This is a genomic window from Paenibacillus guangzhouensis (assembly GCF_009363075.1).
Classification (GTDB): Bacteria; Bacillota; Bacilli; order Paenibacillales; family Paenibacillaceae; genus Paenibacillus_K; species Paenibacillus_K guangzhouensis.
In genome coordinates this window covers 4107932-4125788 of sequence record NZ_CP045293.1, presented here as the reverse complement: position 1 = coordinate 4125788, position 17857 = coordinate 4107932, and the positions used below count along the sequence as shown (strand labels likewise).

At 47.8% G+C, this 17857-nt stretch carries 15 protein-coding genes; 8 read left to right on the top strand and 7 right to left on the bottom strand.

From position 1 onward, the window contains the following. Positions 1-182 precede the first annotated feature (182 nt). On the top strand, positions 183-2390 hold the full coding sequence (locus GCU39_RS18525; protein ID WP_193726541.1) for a helix-turn-helix domain-containing protein: 2208 nt from the start codon (positions 183-185) through the stop codon (positions 2388-2390). Positions 2391-2662: 272 nt separating this feature from the next. Here the strand turns inward: GCU39_RS18525 and GCU39_RS18520 are convergent, their stop codons facing one another. Together GCU39_RS18520 and GCU39_RS18515 are read right to left on the bottom strand one after the other, a co-directional pair. Beyond that, on the bottom strand, positions 2663-3172 hold the full coding sequence (locus GCU39_RS18520; RefSeq protein ID WP_152394875.1) for a hypothetical protein: 510 nt from the start codon (positions 3170-3172) through the stop codon (positions 2663-2665). 415 nt (positions 3173-3587) lie between these two features. Continuing rightward, positions 3588-4346, bottom strand: coding sequence for an SDR family oxidoreductase (locus tag GCU39_RS18515; RefSeq protein WP_152394874.1), 759 nt, complete (start codon positions 4344-4346; stop codon positions 3588-3590). Positions 4347-4737: 391 nt separating this feature from the next. On the opposite strand from GCU39_RS18515, the gene GCU39_RS18510 reads away from it, so the two are divergent. After that, positions 4738-5052 (top strand): hypothetical protein, encoded by a 315-nt coding sequence (locus GCU39_RS18510; protein ID WP_227793256.1) that lies wholly within the window; start codon positions 4738-4740, stop codon positions 5050-5052. 31 nt (positions 5053-5083) lie between these two features. On the opposite strand, the gene GCU39_RS18505 is transcribed toward GCU39_RS18510, so the two are convergent. Next, positions 5084-5629: a histidine phosphatase family protein gene (locus GCU39_RS18505; RefSeq protein ID WP_152394873.1), complete on the bottom strand. Its 546-nt coding sequence runs from the start codon at positions 5627-5629 to the stop codon at positions 5084-5086. Positions 5630-6034: 405 nt separating this feature from the next. Then, on the bottom strand, positions 6035-6832 hold the full coding sequence (locus GCU39_RS18500) for a class I SAM-dependent methyltransferase (protein WP_152394872.1): 798 nt from the start codon (positions 6830-6832) through the stop codon (positions 6035-6037). A 202-nt stretch (positions 6833-7034) separates the two neighbouring features. Between GCU39_RS18500 and GCU39_RS18495 the strand changes: the two genes are divergently transcribed. The 5 genes from GCU39_RS18495 to GCU39_RS18475 all read left to right on the top strand — a co-directional run bounded on the left by GCU39_RS18495 (position 7035) and on the right by GCU39_RS18475 (position 13455). Then, entirely contained in the window at positions 7035-8057 is a 1023-nt protein-coding gene (locus GCU39_RS18495; protein WP_152394871.1) for an ABC transporter substrate-binding protein, read from the top strand. A gap of 22 nt (positions 8058-8079) precedes the next feature. Further along, positions 8080-9180, top strand: coding sequence for an ABC transporter ATP-binding protein (locus GCU39_RS18490; RefSeq protein WP_152394870.1), 1101 nt, complete (start codon positions 8080-8082; stop codon positions 9178-9180). Further along, positions 9177-10832: an ABC transporter permease gene (locus GCU39_RS18485; RefSeq protein ID WP_152394869.1), complete on the top strand. Its 1656-nt coding sequence runs from the start codon at positions 9177-9179 to the stop codon at positions 10830-10832. The genes GCU39_RS18490 and GCU39_RS18485 overlap by 4 nt, the downstream gene beginning before the upstream one ends. Before the next feature lie 141 nt (positions 10833-10973). Next, positions 10974-12674 (top strand): sensor histidine kinase, encoded by a 1701-nt coding sequence (locus GCU39_RS18480; RefSeq protein ID WP_152394868.1) that lies wholly within the window; start codon positions 10974-10976, stop codon positions 12672-12674. Continuing rightward, the gene (locus GCU39_RS18475) at positions 12667-13455 is read left to right on the top strand and encodes a response regulator transcription factor (protein WP_152394867.1); all 789 of its coding nucleotides are present in this window, start codon (positions 12667-12669) and stop codon (positions 13453-13455) included. The genes GCU39_RS18480 and GCU39_RS18475 overlap by 8 nt, the downstream gene beginning before the upstream one ends. 62 nt (positions 13456-13517) lie before the next feature. On the opposite strand, the gene GCU39_RS18470 is transcribed toward GCU39_RS18475, so the two are convergent. Continuing rightward, positions 13518-14987: a serine hydrolase domain-containing protein gene (locus GCU39_RS18470; protein WP_152394866.1), complete on the bottom strand. Its 1470-nt coding sequence runs from the start codon at positions 14985-14987 to the stop codon at positions 13518-13520. Positions 14988-15062: 75 nt separating this feature from the next. On the opposite strand from GCU39_RS18470, the gene GCU39_RS18465 reads away from it, so the two are divergent. Then, complete coding sequence (locus GCU39_RS18465; protein ID WP_152394865.1) at positions 15063-15902, top strand: YitT family protein; 840 nt, start codon at positions 15063-15065, stop codon at positions 15900-15902. 85 nt (positions 15903-15987) lie between these two features. Here the strand turns inward: GCU39_RS18465 and GCU39_RS18460 are convergent, their stop codons facing one another. Together GCU39_RS18460 and GCU39_RS18455 are read right to left on the bottom strand one after the other, a co-directional pair. After that, positions 15988-16476: a cation:proton antiporter regulatory subunit gene (locus GCU39_RS18460; RefSeq protein ID WP_152394864.1), complete on the bottom strand. Its 489-nt coding sequence runs from the start codon at positions 16474-16476 to the stop codon at positions 15988-15990. Between the two features lie 24 nt (positions 16477-16500). Continuing rightward, complete coding sequence (locus GCU39_RS18455) at positions 16501-17730, bottom strand: cation:proton antiporter (protein WP_152394863.1); 1230 nt, start codon at positions 17728-17730, stop codon at positions 16501-16503. Between the last annotated feature and the right edge of the window lie 127 nt (positions 17731-17857).

The following is a 17857-nucleotide window of genomic DNA, read 5'->3' as shown; positions in this document are numbered from 1 at the left end:
CTTTTCGGGAGTGAACTTTCTATACATTGGTGTAACTTTTCTACATTTGTTCACTTTCTGGATGGAAGAATTGAATGACGCATAGGGATCAGGTATACTTTCAATACCAAATGAAAGGGGTTTCATGAATGAAGGGGATGCAGGAGTCCAGGGAGCACAAAAAAGTATATAACCGAATCTTTATGAGTTTTATTGGTTGTGTCATCCTTACACTGCTCGCGACATCGATGATCATGTACGTCAATTTCGAGAGTATCGCGCTCAAGCAGGTTTATCTCGCGGATTCCAACAGCTTGTCTCAGATTAAGAGTGAGGTATCCAAAATGACGGAGACGGCAACCTCTTTGTCTTCCCAGATTTATAACGATTCGGCGGTCTCGAAATTGCTCTATTATGCTAGTCCCAATATTTATGACGTGATCTTTGCGCAGCAGCAGCTGGACAATTATCGGGCTTCCTTGCCGTTCATTGAATCCATCTATGTCTACAATGCGAAATCGAATCAGTTCTACATCAGCTCACCGAACATTCGTAACGGCATTCAACCGAAATCCGGACTGGATGACGAGGGGATTCTAGCGATTTTCAATGATTTCAGACAATATAAACCTTTTCAGCCGATTCCAAGAACGTACAGCATCGGTTCCATGGAAATGACGCAAGTCTCTAGCTACACGTATTTGTGTTACAACTTCATTAATGACAATGATTTTCTAAATACGGCGGTTGTCGTGAATATATCGGACAAATGGCTGAGTCAACGCGTGGAACAGGCGGATGAGGATCCAGCGGGAGAGCAGACATTCATCATGAATGAGAAGGGGATTCTTTATTCGGGGAATTGGAATCGGCCGATGCTGACGGATTTGTCGGGGGTAAGCTATATCCAGAACATTTTGAAGGATACGAATGCTTCTTCTTATTTTGTCGATCAGGTGAATGGTGTCCGCTCACTTGTCTCTTATACATCTCCAGATTCGTTAGGGTGGCGATACGTTCGCATCACGCCATACAACGACATTACGCATGACATTAATCTAATGCGGTATCGAACCATTTACATTATTGTAGGGATTTTGCTGCTCGGATTATGTATTTCGTACATTTCTTCGCATCGGGTGTATCGTCCATTCGATAAAGTGCTGCGCAAATTCAAGACGCTGGAAGCGGAGCGGCGTAATCATCAGGTGATTCTGAAGCAGGATTTCCTGCGGAATACGATATTAGGACGGGAAACGTATCCTGATGGAATATTACAGGAAAAGCTGTATTATTTTGAGTCGCCATTACGGATCGACCATCCGACCTGTCTCGTTCTGCTCAAAATGGATCGATATGCGCATTGGTCCCAGCATTATCAAGAGGATTTGAAGCTGCTGAAGTATGCGATGACGAATATTTGCGCTGAAATTGCATCCGCTTCTTATGCCGTCGAGACGATGGATATGGGTGAAAATCATATGGTGCTGGTGCTGAATACGCGAACCCTGCAGCAGGAGTCAGAGAGGCAGACCATGTTGGAGATGATCACGCAAATGCAAACGTCAATTCTTCATCATCTGCAGCTATCCATTTCGTTCACGGTCAGTCCTAGGATGGAGTCGGTTGAGCAATGGGCTCGCATGTATATGCAGGTGATGGAGGCATCGATGTATCGGCTGTTCCAAGGACATGGCAGTATCTTGTTCGCGGAGGACATGAGGAATTTGAAATCCGATGAATATGTGTTCCCTGCCCAAAAAGAGAAACAGCTCGTCGAGTGCATCATGAAAGGCAGTGCAGATGAAGCCAAGGGGATATACCGTTCTATTGTCCGTGAAACCGAGCAGTACCCTTTTGCCGTCATCCAATTGGTTATCGCGCATTTAACACTTACGATCAATAACATTTTGAGATCCTTATCGAGGAACAATGCATTTCTCGTCACCCCGGAGTTCGATACGTCGATCTCCTTATTGAATCAAGTGGAGACCATGGATGAGGTTCAGTCGGTGTTCTTCCAGCTGTTCGATGACATTAGCCGTTTGCTAGGGGAGAAACGCAGCACGAAGCATGATGATTTTGTCAACAAAGTGCATGAGATCATCACGCAGCACTACAGCGATCCGAATCTTTCCTTGAATTTCATCGCGGATCAGCTGTCGATGTCGCCGATTTATCTGAGCCGGCTTTACAAGCAATTGACCGTGAATTCACTATCGGATGTTATCGGCGAGATGCGCATGAACAAAGCAAAAGAACTGCTGCGTTTATCCGACTACACCGTGTCTGAGGTTGCGGAGAAAACTGGTTTTACGAATAGCTCGTATTTCTATCGGATCTTTAAGAAGAACAATGGCATTACGCCAAACGATTATCGCAAGAACACACAAGCTGCCGCTGATCATTGATCGGTGGTAGCTTGTTGTTTTCGTTATGGGGAGAGCTGGCGGGGCTAGGGAGCGAAATAACTGTTTTTAAGCAGTTAAATCGGCTGGAGTGCAGCAAGTTGAGCGAAATAACTGCTTTTTAGCAGTTAAATTGGCGATAGAACGGTAAGTTTGAGCGAAATAACTGCTTTTTAGCAGTTAAATTGGCTGTAGAGCGGCAAGTTGAGCGAAATAACTGCTTTTTATCAGTTAAATTGGTTGGAGTGCGGTAAGTTGAGCGAAATAACTGCATTTTAGCAGTTAAATTGGCTGTAGAGCGGCTTAGTTGAGCGAAATAACTGCTTTTTATCAGTTAAATTGGCAGTAGAGCGGCCAGTTGAGCGAAATAGCTGCTTTTTTGCAGTTAATTTGGAGGTAGAGTGGCAAGTTGAGCGAAATAACTGCATTTTAGCAGTTAATCTGGCTGGAGTGCGGTAAGTTGGGCGAAACAACTGCATTTTAGCAGTTAAATCGGAGGTAGAGCGGCAAGTTGGGCGAAATAACTGCATTTTAGCAGTTAAATCGGCTGTAGAGCGGCTAGTTGGGCGAAACAACTGCATTTTAGTAGTTAAATTGGCGAAAGAGCGGCAAGTTGAGCGAAATAACTGCTTTTTAGCAGTTAAATTGGCTGTAGAGTGGCAAGTTGAGCGAAATAACTGCTTTTTTGCAGTTAAATTGGCTGTAGAGTGGCAAGTTGAGTGAAATAACTGCTTTTTAGCAGTTAAATCGGAGGTAGAGCGGCAAGTTGAGCGAAATAACTGCATTTTAGCAGTTAAATTGGCGATAGAACGGTAAGTTTGAGCGAAACAACTGCTTTTTAGCAGTTAAATCGGCTGTAGAGCGGCAAGTTGAGCGAAACAACTGCTTTTTTGCAGTTAAATCGGTTGTAGAGCGACAAGTTGAGCGAAATAACTGCATTTTAGCAGTTAAATTGGCGAAAGAGCGGCAAGTTGAGCGAAATAACTGCATTTAAGCAGTTAAATCGGAGGTAGAGCAGCTAGTTGAGTGAAATAACTGCTTTTTAGCAGTTAAATTGGCTGTAGAGCGGCAAGTTGAGCGAAACAACTGTTCGGGCGGACTTTGGAATCGATTATTATGCAGATGGCCATCTAAGATGAGCAGTCGTCATAATTGGAAAAGAGGGGCCGTATGCCCCTCTTTTTTTACAATCGCATAGGGTTATCCCCGATAAAATCCGCCTTCCGAATGAATCACCTGTCCTGTAATCCACTGCGCATCCTCGCTCGCGAGGAATGCGATGACGCGTGCAGCGTCATCTGGGCGTCCAATCCGTCCCATCGGGCTTTTCGCTAGGATGTGCGTACGAATCTCATCCGTCATCCAGTTGGTGTCGGTCGGACCGGGATTTACCGCATTGACCGTGATGCCCAGGTGGGCCAGCTCCGCGGATAACGATTCGCTAAAGGCAGAGATCGCGGCCTTGGATGCGGCATACGCCAGGTTCCCAGGCATCGGACCTAAGCCTTGGCCCGATGTTAAGTTGATGATCCGGCCTGATGATAAGTTCAGTCGCTCGTAGCGGCGAGCGAATTCCACGCATAACATGGACGTTGCTCTGACGTTCGTATAATAGTGGTCATCGAGCGTCTTCGCCGTCAGATCCTGATAGTTCGAATCGGCGGAATGGGCGGCGCAGTTGATCAGAATCGTCGGGCATCCGAGTTCATCCGCTACGTGGTCTAGCAGCGTGTTATGCACATCGACATGCGATAAATCGAGCTCCATGCTTGCGCATCGAATCCCGTGGCGAGCAAGCTCTTGCTCGAATAATGCCGGCCAGTCCGGCTCCGATTGCCAATACGTAAAGAATATATCGATCGATTGTTCTGCTAACTTGCGACAGGTCGCGGCAGCGATACCTCGTGCATTGCTTGCTCCAGTCACGATCGCGATTTGTTGTTGTTGAATGGCTGTCATTGCGTCATCCCTCCATGAATTATGGACACGGCTAGCGCAGGGTCAACAGAGATGCATGATTTCCAACAATATAAAAAAGCCGATACACAGCCGTATCCGCTTCGCCGATGGATCGATGAACCCCGCGTGGCAGTCAGTCCTTGTATGATCATAAAATGGCATACTCCACCCCTTAACGATAAGAGCGCGGTATGCGATTTAGTTTATCGATCATGACAAGTGCGGACACATACGGATGTTCAATTCCCCTTCCAATCATCTCTTCCTCTATCATATCTTCCCATTACGACGGAATCAACCTAGAGTAATGGTAATAAACGGATCACGAGAGGATGGACAAGACATGAAGATGAAGAACGTACAAGCCTATTATCAAACCTTTCAGTAGGATATGGGGTGGGACAAGGTAGATCGGGATGATTTTCAATCGAGTAAGGAGTTCCTGTTATACATTCACATGCTGCTCACGACGGAGGTGGCCGAGGAATTCCGAACCATTCTCTATCGAACGAAGGACCTCACCGAGACAGGCTTAGATCAGAATGCAGCTTTTAGGCAAGCCAAACAAGAGGTTCGAGCGAATTTGGGAAAAGAGTTGGCGGATTGTCTGGCTTATCTGTGTAAATTAGCGAACTATTTCGACTATGACTTGGAGGATGAGCTTCATGCGAAGCTGGAGGAGATTCGTAGAAAATTTAAGAAATGAATCAAAAGAGGGGCGATCAGCCCCTCTTTTGTTATTTCAGCCATAGGCGTGTCATGCTCGGTTGTTGGTAGTCGCTGAAGGACAGCAGATAGACGTCCGGGTTGGATAGTGCGCGCCATTGTTCGAACCCAAAGCCATCATCAAAATACTTCAGTAGCAGCGAGATCAGGTTGCCATGCGACACGAGCACGGCATGCTCGCCCGGACGCTCCAACATCTCTTGCACAACTTGAACGACCCGTTGCATCGCCATACGGCTGGATTCTCCGCCTTCGAAGCATAGCTCCAAGTCGTCATAGGTGGCGCGGAGCATGTCCATCCAATCCGGGCAGTTCTGTTCCGATAGGACCCGCTCCGTTAATCGCTCATCGAGCTGCACCTCAATGCCAAGCTGCATGGCGAGCGGTGCAATCGTATCGCAAGCCCGAACGTAGGGACTGCACACGATATAGTCGATAGGTCTGTCAGCAAGGAAGGCTGCAAGATCCTGAGCCTGTTCCTGACCCACTGCCGTTAATGGAGCGTCTGCGGCTTGTCCTTCCGCTTGGCAATGCCGGACAACGTAAATCTGCTTCATGCGTTCATCGAACCTCCCAATATCAAATTCTAACGAATCGTATGATGCTTAATCCTGCGAAAACAGATCATTTTAGACGCTAATGAATCCTGGCGGCGTTATTTCCGCATATAGGTGCCTAATGAGCTGTATTTCAGTGCAATAGCGTGTCCAGGGTTCGTTACCGGCATTAACCACGCCAATTTTGCTATATAAGGATACCATGGTTCGTTAGCCACTACATTGACGTTGCAGCAGACCTTACATGGAACGGTGCAAGAGGACGAGGTCGTGAATTCGACTTCGTACAAGATGAGAATTCGACCTCGCATCAAAGAGCCCCTGTAACTTGGCTTCGACCGCTCATTAGATGCTACAATAGCCCCTCGCTTCAGTCCTTGGTCTCAACCCTGCCTCGGCCACCCTCTATCCGAGCTTCATCCCTGTGATCACCGCAATGGATTGCTCTTCTACAAACTCGTCCGACGGGTTGATTGCGAGCAGCGCGGATCGAAGCTCATCCTCGAATCGCTCCAGATCATCGCCGAAAAATCGACGTGCACCGAAAGAAGTCGAGTATAGATTTCCGATGATCGATTCCGTGGTCCATTTCACAGCATAAGGGGGCAGCACGTGCTTCTCGATGTTCTGATATCTCGATTTCGCCAAGGTATCCTCAAACCGTTCTGTCGGCGGCTGATACGTACTATTGCCTGCTCGTCGCTCTTTGCCAAGCCACTTCGCGACGACTTCATTGACTTTGAGCTGCCAAGGCAGCGGCTCGTGTTTCTCTGAATCGTTCCCGATTATGGCTATGCCGCCACGATCAACGGTGTGGCGATACATCAGGTCGAGGACCGTCTCCCGATCCATCCAGTGAAACGCTTTGGCGATCGTGACGAGGCGGTAAGAACCCAGGTCACCTGCACGATCCTCTGCTTTTCCTTCCAGCCACTGTACATGGCTGACGCGATGTTCCAGAGACAATCGTCTCGCTTCCTCCAGCATCTCAGGTTCGGGATCGATGCCGACGATGTCTTCGAACCAATCCTGGAACCGTAGCACGAGCTGGCCTGTACCGCATCCGAGGTCGAGCAGCCGTCCTTCGCCATCGAGCGCGAACTTGTCGACGAGATGCCGAATCAAAGACGCGGGATAAAGCGGACGATATCTGGCATAGTACCACGCAGTGCCTTTAAAGAGATCTTTTCCGTAATCAATCATGACGTACACCTACTTTCGTTTTGAATGGGGGACATATTCTATTCGGCATGCAAGGCACTGATCCTCTTATCTAGCGACAAAATATCAGTTGCGTATTTTAGACGATGTTTGCGGATTATAGGATTCAGCTGCCTATGCACTCTTGCTACAATTACATTGTAAACAAGAAACAAACACAACTCAGTTCGAGGGGGAAATAGAAATGAAGAAGTTTTCGATGCTCATCATCGTATGTATGCTTGTTATGACAGCGCTTACAGCCTGTGGTGGTGGGGAGAAGGAGTCGGGTCCATCCAATAAGCTGGTGGTCTACAGCCCGAACAGCGAAGAGATTATTAAGACGATTATTCCGATGTTCGAGAAGCAGACAGGGATTACAGTTGAACTCGTAACGGCTGGAACTGGCGAAATTGTTAAGCGCTTACAATCCGAAAAACAGAACCCATATGCTGACGTCATGTTCGGTGGTTCCATGGCAGGGTATTTGGAGAATGCAGACTTGTACGAGCCTTATGTGTCGCCAAATGATGAATTTCTAATTGAAGGCCATCGTAATAAATCTGGTTTTGCTACCCCTTACATCTCTGATGGAAGCGTTCTCTTAGTGAATAAGAACTTGATCGGCAATATCAAGATCGATAGTTATGCGGATCTGTTAAATCCAGAGCTCAAAGGAAAAATCGCTTCAGCTGACCCAGCAAGCTCGAGTTCGGCGTTCGCACAGCTGACGAATATGCTCAAGGCGATGGGCGGCGATTATGAGAACGAGAAGGGCTGGAACTACGTTAGCGAATTGATTAAGAATCTTGACGGTAAAATTGCAAGCGGTTCCGGTGCGGTACACAAGAGTGTCGCGGACGGAGAATATGTGGTTGGCTTGACGTACGAAGACCCTGCGAGCACGTATGTACGTAACGGAGCACCAGTCGAAGTTGTGTATCCGAAGGAAGGCGCTGTATTCCTGGATGCCGCGTCCGGCATTATCAAAGGCGCGCCGCATATGGAGAATGCGAAGAAATTTATTGATTTCATCTTATCCCAAGAGGCGCAAGACGCATTCGGCACCCAATTGACGAACCGTCCACTTCGCAAAGATACGAAGCTTGGTGACTATATGACGCCTTACAGCAAGATCAACATGATCGACGAAGACACGGATTACGTGAGCAAAAACAAATCCAAAATCATCGAGCATTACACAGACGTATTCACAAGCACAAAATAAACGAAAGAAATAGGTGACAACCATGAGCGTAACCATAACGATCAAAGACTTAGTCAAAAAATATGCAGATACGACGGTCATTCCTGCGTTGTCCCTGGAGATTAAGAAGGGTGAGTTCTTCACCCTTCTCGGTCCTTCCGGATGCGGGAAAACAACACTGCTTCGCATGATCGCAGGCTTCAACAGCATTGAAGGCGGGACGATCAATTTCAACGAGCGAGTCATTAATCAAGTCGAACCAGGCAAACGAAACATCGGTATGGTGTTCCAGAACTATGCGATTTTCCCGCACTTGACGGTGAAAGGCAATATCGCGTTCGGGCTAGAGAACCGGAAAATTCCGAAGGAGCAAATTGCGGCGAAAGTCGATGACATTCTGAAGGTCGTGCAAATCGAACAGTATAAAGACCGGATGCCGAAAAATCTATCGGGTGGACAACAGCAGCGCGTAGCGCTTGCGCGGGCAATCGTCATCAGGCCGGATGTGCTTCTCATGGACGAGCCGCTGTCGAATCTGGATGCGAAGCTTCGGATCGACATGCGAAATGCGATCAAGGATATTCAGAGAGATGTGGGGATTACGACCGTCTATGTCACGCATGACCAAGAAGAAGCGATGGCTGTATCGGATCGGATCGCCGTTATGAAATCAGGGGTTATTCAGCATCTAGGCACACCGCAAGAGATCTATCAGCGCCCGGCGAATGTATTCGTAGCAACCTTCATCGGCCGTACGAACATTCTCGAAGGGACGTTGATCCAAGAGGATGGCGGCTATAAGGTGCAAATCGGATCTGACTATACAGAGCAGGTGACCCATGTTCGCGTTCCTCATCCGCAAAAGGTGATTCCAGTTCAAGTCTCGGTTCGCCCGGAAGAGTTCATCATCACAGAAGACAACAGCGGGCTCCAAGCGAAGATCGTTCATAGTGTATTTTTAGGACAGAACACGCATTACTTCGTAGATCTTAAAGGCGGTCAACGGATTGAGATCACGCAGGAGTCGAAGACGACGCAAATCCTTGCTCCAGGCGAAGTGATCTACCTGAAAATGAAGACAGATAAGATTAATGTGTACGACGCGGCAGGGGAATTGAACTATACAAGGGGCGATCAGCGATGAGGGATACCCGGAGACGGTTTGATATTTGGACGAACATTTCATTGCTCATCTTCGTGTTCTACCTTCTGTTCCTTGCACTCCCATTATTTACGATGCTTGTGAAGAGCTTCTACAACGGCACAACTGGCGATTTTTCGCTCGCGTATTTTACAAAATTTTTCAGTAAACCATATTATCTGAACGCACTATTCAACAGTATTAAAGTTACCGTCTGCGTTACCGCATTGTCTGCACTGATCGCAACGCCGCTTGCCTATCTGATGGCTACGGTTAAAATAAAAGGAAATTCCGCGATTCGTATCATGATTCTGATCTCGTCGATGTCAGCTCCATTCATTGGTGCTTACTCCTGGATCTTGCTCTTAGGCCGCAATGGCGTCATTACCCAATTTATCAAAAATGTGTTCGGGTTCACGATGCCTGATATATATGGATTTACGGGAATTCTTGTTGTTCTGACGTTACAGATGGTACCGCTGATCTTTATGTATGTATCCGGCGCCCTGAAGAATGTCGACCAATCGCTGATGGAAGCAGCAGAGAGCATGGGATACAAAGGCTTTAACAAAATGCGTAAGGTTCTGCTGCCGCTGATTACGCCTACGCTGCTTGCAGGCGGACTGCTTGTATTCATGCGGGCGCTTGCCGACTTCGGTACGCCGATGTTGATCGGGGAAGGGTTCAAGACCGTGCCGGTCCTGATCTTTAACGAATTTATTAGCGAAGTCGGCGGCGATGATGGATTTGCCGCTGCGATCAGCGTCATTGTCGTTCTCTTCGCTACGGTTATCTTCTTGCTGCAGAAATATGTCTCGAACCGCAAATCGTTCACGATGAGCGCCTTGCATCCGATTGAAGCGAAAAAGAAATCGGGCATCGGCAATATTGTGGCGCATGCGGTGATCTATCTGTATACGTTGATTGCACTGCTGCCGCAGCTGTATGTCATTTATACGTCATTCCTCAAGACAAACGGTCGAATCTTCGTCGATGGCTACTCGCTGCAGAGTTATATCGATGCGTTCAGCAATATCGGCGGCGTCATTGCGAATACATTCATGCTTGCGATCGTATCGCTCGTCGTGATCATCCTGTTGGCTATCTTGATCGCGTATGTTACGGTTCGCCGGCGGAATGCCTTAACGAATACGCTCGATATTTTCACGATGTTCCCTTATATCGTTCCGGGCTCGATCTTAGGGATTGCCTTGCTCATAACATTTAACGATAAGCCATTAGCGCTGAGCGGGACCGCATTCATCATGATCATTTCATTCGTCATCAGGCGCCTCCCTTATACGATCCGATCCAGTGCAGCGATTTTGCATCAGATCAACGGAGGCATTGAAGAAGCGGCGATCAGCTTGGGTGCTTCCCAGATGCGGACTTTCTTCAAGATTACGCTGCCGATGATGGTTGCAGGCGTGGTTTCGGGAGCCATTCTAAGCTGGGTGACGATCATTACGGAGCTTAGCACCTCGATCATCTTATACACGGGCAAGACGAAGACAGTTACCGTAGCGATTTATACCGAAGTCATTCGGGGCAACTATGGTGTCGCAGCAGCTTTATCTACCATATTGACCGTGATTACTGTGATTTCGCTGCTGGTCTTCCTGAAGCTCTCTGGGCAGAAAGAAGTATCGCTATAACAAGGATCTATCATACAAGTCGGCACCTAGGAAGAAGGGTCGGCTTGTTTTGACATTTAGAGTTTATTACCATGGACGAATATCTAGCTTATTCCTTACACTGAAGGAAAGCGCCGTGAAGCACATCGCCCGGAGGTCCGCATGAAGCATACCAAACACCGCAATTTCAGAGAATCGACGCGTCGATTGTTTCGCATCTATACGATGATACCCTTTGCGATCCTCATGATCTTATTCGTCGCATTCACGATCGTGAACGGCCGAATCAATCTCATGCAGCGAACGAATCAAGCTGCGCAGTCCATTAGCCATTCCATCGAAGAAGTCTATCAACAATACCATGACGAGATTGAACGTATGGCGAAATCGCCAGCCGTCGTGGATTACGTGAGCACACATCTGGGAAGCGAGAAGGTCTATTCGGAATTCTATGAATTCAACAGCCATCAGAAGGTGAAGAGTATCTTCCACATTCTGAACCGAGGCGGGATCTTCCTCGCGACGTCGGCGCCAACGAATATGCTCGATTCCGACTTCTCATTTCGTAATTTCGTTCATCGGGTGGAGCTGTATCCGCAGGATACGGTGACGGAGATGAACAGCTTCCGATATTCGCATGAACGGAACACGAGCTATTCTTTTGGACGAGCGATTGTGAAGGATGGCTATACCATTGGCTATATTGTCTATCAACTGTACGAAGCGGATTTTCAGAAGCTCATCTTCGAGCAAAATAATGAAATCGCAGTCATTACCGATGAATATAAGACGATCATTGCGACCACGAGCAACATTACTAAAGGGGTCTTGAATAAATTCCAGCCGACGCTGGACGGTCAGGGACATGCGGAGATCAATAACGGTAGTTACTATATGTATTCGAAGCCTATTCCAGGCACCCCACTGCAAGTCTTTACGCTGAATTCCTATCATTCGGAGCAGTACACGTATTATACGGTGACGATTTTTGTGGTCGTGACATGCATCCTGCTGTGGTTCTTGCTTCAATTCCTGTCGAACAAGATGTCCGCGCGCAATTCGGAGTCGATTGACCAATTCGTCGCCGCGCTGGATATGCTGCGGGAAGGGAAGCTGGACGGTTATGTCGATATTCGGACCGGGGACGAGTTTGAGACGCTGGGGCGCGAATATAATGCGATGCTCGTACGGCTGCAGGATTTGCTGGAGAAAAATAAAGAGCTGTCTGAGCTTAGCACGATGATCGAAGTGAAGCAGCTGCAGGCGCAGTTCCATCCGCATTTTATTTTTAACGTGCTGGAGACACTCCGTTATGCAATCAAGATCGATGCGAATCAAGCGCAAGAGATCGTGATTCTGCTGTCTCGGTTGCTGCGGTACAGCATCGGTCATGATCGCAGTGTGAAGTTGAAGGACGACATGAATTATGTTCGGGATTACTTGAAGCTTCAGCAGATTCGATTCAATGAACGACTGGCGTACCGCATGGAAGTGACAGAGGAGACGCAAGAGGTCTTCATTCCGAAGCTGCTACTGCAGCCTTTTATCGAGAACGCGATCAAATATGGTTATCAGAATCAGAGCAGCATCCTCATCGAGATTCGGGTGTACGTGCATGAAGGCAAGCTGCTGCTCGAGGTGCAGGACAATGGCCGAGGGATGGATGAACAGACGCTGGCTGCGGTCCATCGTATCTTGCAGAGCCAGAATAACTCGACGCAGCATATCGGGCTCTACAATGTACATCGGCGATTGCTTCTCCTGTACGGCGAGTCGTCTGGCATTCATATTCGTAGCGCCCAGGGACAAGGTACCTGTGTGACCATAACAATTCCTTTGGAGAGGAGTGGGTTAGATGTATAAAGTGCTGTTGGTGGAAGACGAGGATATGATCCGCCGCGGGATCCGATTTAGCATCGATTGGTTGAAATATGATTGCATCGTGATCGAGGAAGGGCTGAACGGCCAAGATGGGCTGGAGAAAATCTATGAGCATAAGCCGGATATCGTCATTACGGATATCAATATGCCGATGATGGATGGCATCACCATGATTCGCGAAGGGTTAGAGAAGCACACCTTCAGCAGCATTATCATCTCGGGTTACAATGAGTTTCATTTGGCGAAGCAAGCGATCCAGCTAGGTGTGACCGAGTTCCTGGTGAAGCCGCTGGAGGACGATCAGCTAATCGAGGCGCTGGAATCGGCAAAAGCAAAGGTCGAGCTGCAGCGCAAATATGAGATTATCGTAAGCCACCCGCAGGAGAAAGAGGAGATCTTGAACAGCCGTTTCCTGGAGAAAGAGACGAAGACCTCGAAGTACGTATCCCGAATGATTGCTTATGTCCAGGAGAATTATCCGAAAAAAATCAGTATTCATGATCTGGTCGAGGAGCTTGGATTAAGCGCCTATTACTTGAACCAGAAGTTCAAAGCCGAGACCAGCTACACGTTCAATGACTTTTTGAACCGTTATCGCATTCAGAAGTCGATAGATTTGCTGAAGGCCGGGGAAGGCAAAGTCTATACGATTGCGCAGGACATCGGCTTTAGTGATTATAAATACTTTATCAGCATCTTCAAAAAATACGCGAACGGGACACCTAGCCAATATCTCGATTATTTCGGGGAAAAGGAAATGTAGATGTTCCATACGAAGACGCCTTGTGGCTAGGAGCACTCCTGAGACTGCAAGGCGTCTGTTCTTTAGTGGTAGATCGGTGTGGTAGCATCCATTAACATGCCCGTAACTTGAAAATCCGACAAGTGCATCGATACATTGGTATGAAACTGGAAGTCGATGGTCTGATCATGGAAAGCAAGGGTATACGTGACGACATAAGGCGTCTCTACATAGAACAACGTAAGCTGTAACGTGTTCGGTGAAATCCAGGCGGCATAGGTGACGACCTCCTGCGTGCAGATCGATAGGTCTTTGTGGAACATCCCTTCCGCATTTAGGGACCTAGTAATATCGAAGGGCAGTTGGTGATCTCTGCCATCCTCGTAGGACCAATTCATCATTAATCGAGTATCCTGTTGCATGAATGCCACCGTTCGAAGGCCGAAGGGATTATCCTTCAAGGCATATGTCCGGTGATGGATATCAGGCGGCTCGAACGACGGAACGGATTGCGACGGTACATAGGAAACGGTTATTCCGGCAAGCCGCTCTTGCAGATCGTGGGTATTCACGGCTTCACCCCGATCCTGCTTGTTCTGATCCAGCGCATCCATAATATGCGTATAGATTAAATCGAGCAGCGTCTGCAACTGATCCATGCTCTGGAAGCTTGATGTGGCTGCAATGACGATCTTCTCGCGCGGCGCTACGAAACAAAGCTGACCAAAGCCTCCATCTCCTCGATAACATCCGCGCCGACAGAGATGAATTTGATAACCGTAGCCTTGTGCGGAATCGATCCGCTTGGCTTCCAGGCGGTTATCGCTCTGTTCCGTTGTCGCAAGCTGGATGTACTTCTCTGATAGGATTCTGGTTCCTTCGAATCGACCTTGATTCAGGAGCATGAGGCCAATCTTCGCGACACTCTCCGTCGACAGGCTTAAGCCCATCCCGCCAGCAGTCACGCCCATCGGACAAGTCTCCCATGTCGGCCGCGGGATGCGTAACGGCTTGAACAATCGCGGCATGAGGTAATCGATGAGGGTCTGCCCCGTGACTCGCTCCAAAATCGCGGACAGCATATAGGTCGCAGGTGTGCTGTAACGGTAATGCGTTCCCGGCTCATGTTCCACGTCAAGCGCGAGGAAAGCGCGCACCCAGTCCTGTTCTTGCGTGACCGCGGCATAAATATTGTCATGATGCCCGGTGTTCATAGATAGGAGATGATGGATCGCCATTCGGGCTAAATGGGGCGATACCTTACGTAGCAGTCTTTCGGGAAAGAAAGAGATGACCGGATCATTCAAGCGGACGAGCCCCTGATCCCATGCGATGCCTACGGCGATGGACGTGATGCTCTTACTGAGCGAGAACAATAGCTGCGGACGATCCAGCCGGTAAGGGGAGCGGGCGAAGGACGACGTCACGCATCCGTTCTGCAGCAGCATGAAGGTATTCACAGCTAGCCCTTGTTCCTCGATCGCGGCATACAAGTCGGATAGACTCCGCGATGAAAGTCCGTGATTCTCAGGGTAATCGTAAGATAAGTCCAAGATATACGCCTCCTTAAATTCAATTTGGTCTAAGCCTCTGGTATACTTAATCGTAACATTAGAAAATAGCAGGGAGTGAGAGAAGACATAGCTAACCAATCCAGATATACCAAGAGCGTTGTCAGAATCATCGCGATTCTATTCGGTGTGGCGTTGATTTCAGTAGGACTTGAAATGTTCTTAAGTCCGCATCAGATCTTGCCAGGCGGAATAAAAGGCATCGCCATTCTCTTGTCGCATATTACGGAGATGAAGCTAGGACTCATTTTGTTATTTATTAATCTGCCGTTTGTTATTTTCAGAAGAAGAAATGTGAAGCAGACGATGACCGCGCTTGTAGCGCTTATCGTAACGATGCTGTTTACACTGCTGTTGTACCCTACGCAGCCGCTCGTCAGCGAGCCGTTGCTTGCCTCAATCATCGGAGGGGTCATTTTTGGCTCTGGGATCGGGTTGATTGTCCGTTACGGGTGGTATGTTGACGGCGTGAACGATGTTGCGGTGTACTTGAAAAAAACGATCAGGCTATCGATCGGCGAAATATTAATGATCATCAACCTCACTATTCTGGCTTGCGGCGGACTTTATTTCGGATGGGATCAAGCGATCCATTCCGTTATTGCATATTACACAGCCTACAAAGCTATCCAGTTCACGCTGGAGTATCGAAGCAGAAAAATGGTCTGGGTCCACTCTGAGGTGCGGGAGAAGCTCGCTAATGCACTACGTCAAGAGTTCGGACAGGACATCGCTTTTCTAACCCACGCGTCTCAGCACGGGACGGAGTTGTTTTTTACCATATCCCATCATAACATTAAGAAGCTGAACGCGATGATTCAGGACGTGGATCAGTCAGCGAACATGAAAGTTTCATATACGAGCAGCGCATCTAGCGATCCTTACTACAAGATCTAGGTTCCAAGCGCAGCTAGACAGAAGAAGAGCATCTGCAGGTTGGCATACAGATGCTCTTCCGTTCTTTTCAACGTTTAATGAGATTTTATCCGTTCTGCAATAGATGTTTCAATTGCTTGATTTGCTGTCTTTCCCCGGCAATAACAAGCGTCGCATTTGCGCTCAATAGATCATCGGGCCCGGGATTGATTTTCTGCTTCCCTTTCTCTACGATCGCTAGAATCGTCGCTCCTGTTCGTTGCCGGACTTGCAGTTCAGCAATGGACTTGTTCACACATGCATAGGATGCTTCGATCTTGCACCACTCAATGACCAACTCCTCCAGCGTCACTTGTACGGTTTCGAGCACTTTAGGTTTATAGGACATGCCGCCGATGATGGCAGCAATCTGTCTTGCTTCCTCATCCTCCAGCGTGACTTGGGAGATCGTCTCCTCCGGATCTTCATCATAGAAATGGTAGATTTCCCTGCGACCATCATCGTGAATAATGACGACCATTTTATCGCCTGAAACCGTGTCGATTTGATATTTTTTTCCGATGCCTGGAAGGTCGGACTCTCTGATTATACCCATGTTACAACCTCCGTTTTATGATGTTTATTGTGCATTATCAACTTTGATTTTGTCTTTCACTTTCGGTTTGCTCCATTTGAAGATCTTGTTCAAGCCGCCGTATATAGGCTTCGACTCTTTGGCTAACAAGGGTCCTAGGATAGCTAAGATGAGGACATAAAGTGCGGAAAAAGGCTTGAGCAGGGGCATTAAGCCAGCGTATATCCCTAGGTTGGCTACGATGATCGTGAATTCGCCGCGCGCCATCACGGTCAGTCCTATGTTGGTCGAAGCCTTATGGGACAATCCGGCATTTCGTCCCGCCATCATGCCAGCGACCATATTGGCTAGAATCGTAAGTACGACGGCGCCAATCGCGAGCCATGCCGCATCGCCAAGGGTTAGCGGATCGATGCTGAGTCCGAAGCTGAAGAAGAACACGGCCCCGAAGAAATCCCGGAATGGGATGACGAGATGCTCGATTCTCTTGCTATGTTCTGTCTCCGATAACGCTAGACCGAATAATAGGGCGCCAATTGCTTCCGCGACGTGCAGCTTTTCTGAGAATCCGGCAACAAAGAACAACAAGGAAAAAACAACAATAATAAATATCTCGTTCGAGGTGATATTTAATAGCTTGTTTAATAGCGGTGTTCCTTTTCTAGCAATGACGAAGAACAATAGCATGTATGCGATAGAAATTCCGACAGACAGGAATATGCCGCCAATGGATGTCGCCCCGCCGAGCAGCAGACCTGACATCACGGACAGGAATACGGCCAGAAAAAGATCATCGAACAAAATCATGCCTAAGATGAGCTCCGTCTCGGCGTTCCCCGTGCGTCTCAGATCAACCAATACTTTCGCCACGATGGCCGTGGATGAGACAGATAGCATCCCAGCAATAATTAATGATTCATAGATTGGAAATTGGGCCACAAGGCCGTAGACCAGCCCAATAATAAAATTGAGAAGAACGTAGATTGTCCCCCCAAATACGATGTTACGACCTGACTTGATCAATTTGGAAACCGAAAACTCCAGTCCAATATAGAATAATAGAAAGAGAACCCCGATTCTACCAAGTAAAGAGATGACATCTTGACTTTTGACAAAAGTAAAGTCGAAAATGCCGATAACTGGAGCGTGGGGGCCGACGAACATACCAAGCACAATCAAAAATGGTATGATGGAGAACTTGAGTTTTCCAGCAATCAATGAAGCGATCGCAACCAAGAGTAAAGCTGTGCCAACCTCAAATATCATGTGGTTCATACAATGCAGATCTCCCTCCCTCATCAGACTTCCCTACATTATACATGAAAGCGCTTAAGCAACCAAATAATGCAGCCGTTCACCGATTCGTTATAATCATTGTTTACCTATTTTTTTCGAGTGGTAA

Bases quoted from the DNA above. Each gene is read 5' to 3' on its own strand.
- GCU39_RS18505 (WP_152394873.1), bottom strand. From the start codon at position 5,629: ATGAAGCAGATTTACGTTGTCCGGCATTGCCAAGCGGAAGGACAAGCC.
- GCU39_RS18500 (WP_152394872.1), bottom strand. From the start codon at position 6,832: ATGATTGATTACGGAAAAGATCTCTTTAAAGGCACTGCGTGGTACTAT.
- GCU39_RS18475 (WP_152394867.1), top strand. From the start codon at position 12,667: ATGTATAAAGTGCTGTTGGTGGAAGACGAGGATATGATCCGCCGCGGG.
- GCU39_RS18490 (WP_152394870.1), top strand. From the start codon at position 8,080: ATGAGCGTAACCATAACGATCAAAGACTTAGTCAAAAAATATGCAGAT.
- GCU39_RS18460 (WP_152394864.1), bottom strand. From the start codon at position 16,476: ATGGGTATAATCAGAGAGTCCGACCTTCCAGGCATCGGAAAAAAATAT.
- GCU39_RS18515 (WP_152394874.1), bottom strand. From the start codon at position 4,346: ATGACAGCCATTCAACAACAACAAATCGCGATCGTGACTGGAGCAAGC.
- GCU39_RS18520 (WP_152394875.1), bottom strand. From the start codon at position 3,172: ATGCAGTTATTTCGCTCAACTTGCCGCTCTACCTCCGATTTAACTGCT.
- GCU39_RS18525 (WP_193726541.1), top strand. From the start codon at position 183: ATGAGTTTTATTGGTTGTGTCATCCTTACACTGCTCGCGACATCGATG.
- GCU39_RS18485 (WP_152394869.1), top strand. From the start codon at position 9,177: ATGAGGGATACCCGGAGACGGTTTGATATTTGGACGAACATTTCATTG.
- GCU39_RS18495 (WP_152394871.1), top strand. From the start codon at position 7,035: ATGAAGAAGTTTTCGATGCTCATCATCGTATGTATGCTTGTTATGACA.
- GCU39_RS18510 (WP_227793256.1), top strand. From the start codon at position 4,738: ATGGGGTGGGACAAGGTAGATCGGGATGATTTTCAATCGAGTAAGGAG.
- GCU39_RS18455 (WP_152394863.1), bottom strand. From the start codon at position 17,730: ATGAACCACATGATATTTGAGGTTGGCACAGCTTTACTCTTGGTTGCG.
- GCU39_RS18480 (WP_152394868.1), top strand. From the start codon at position 10,974: ATGAAGCATACCAAACACCGCAATTTCAGAGAATCGACGCGTCGATTG.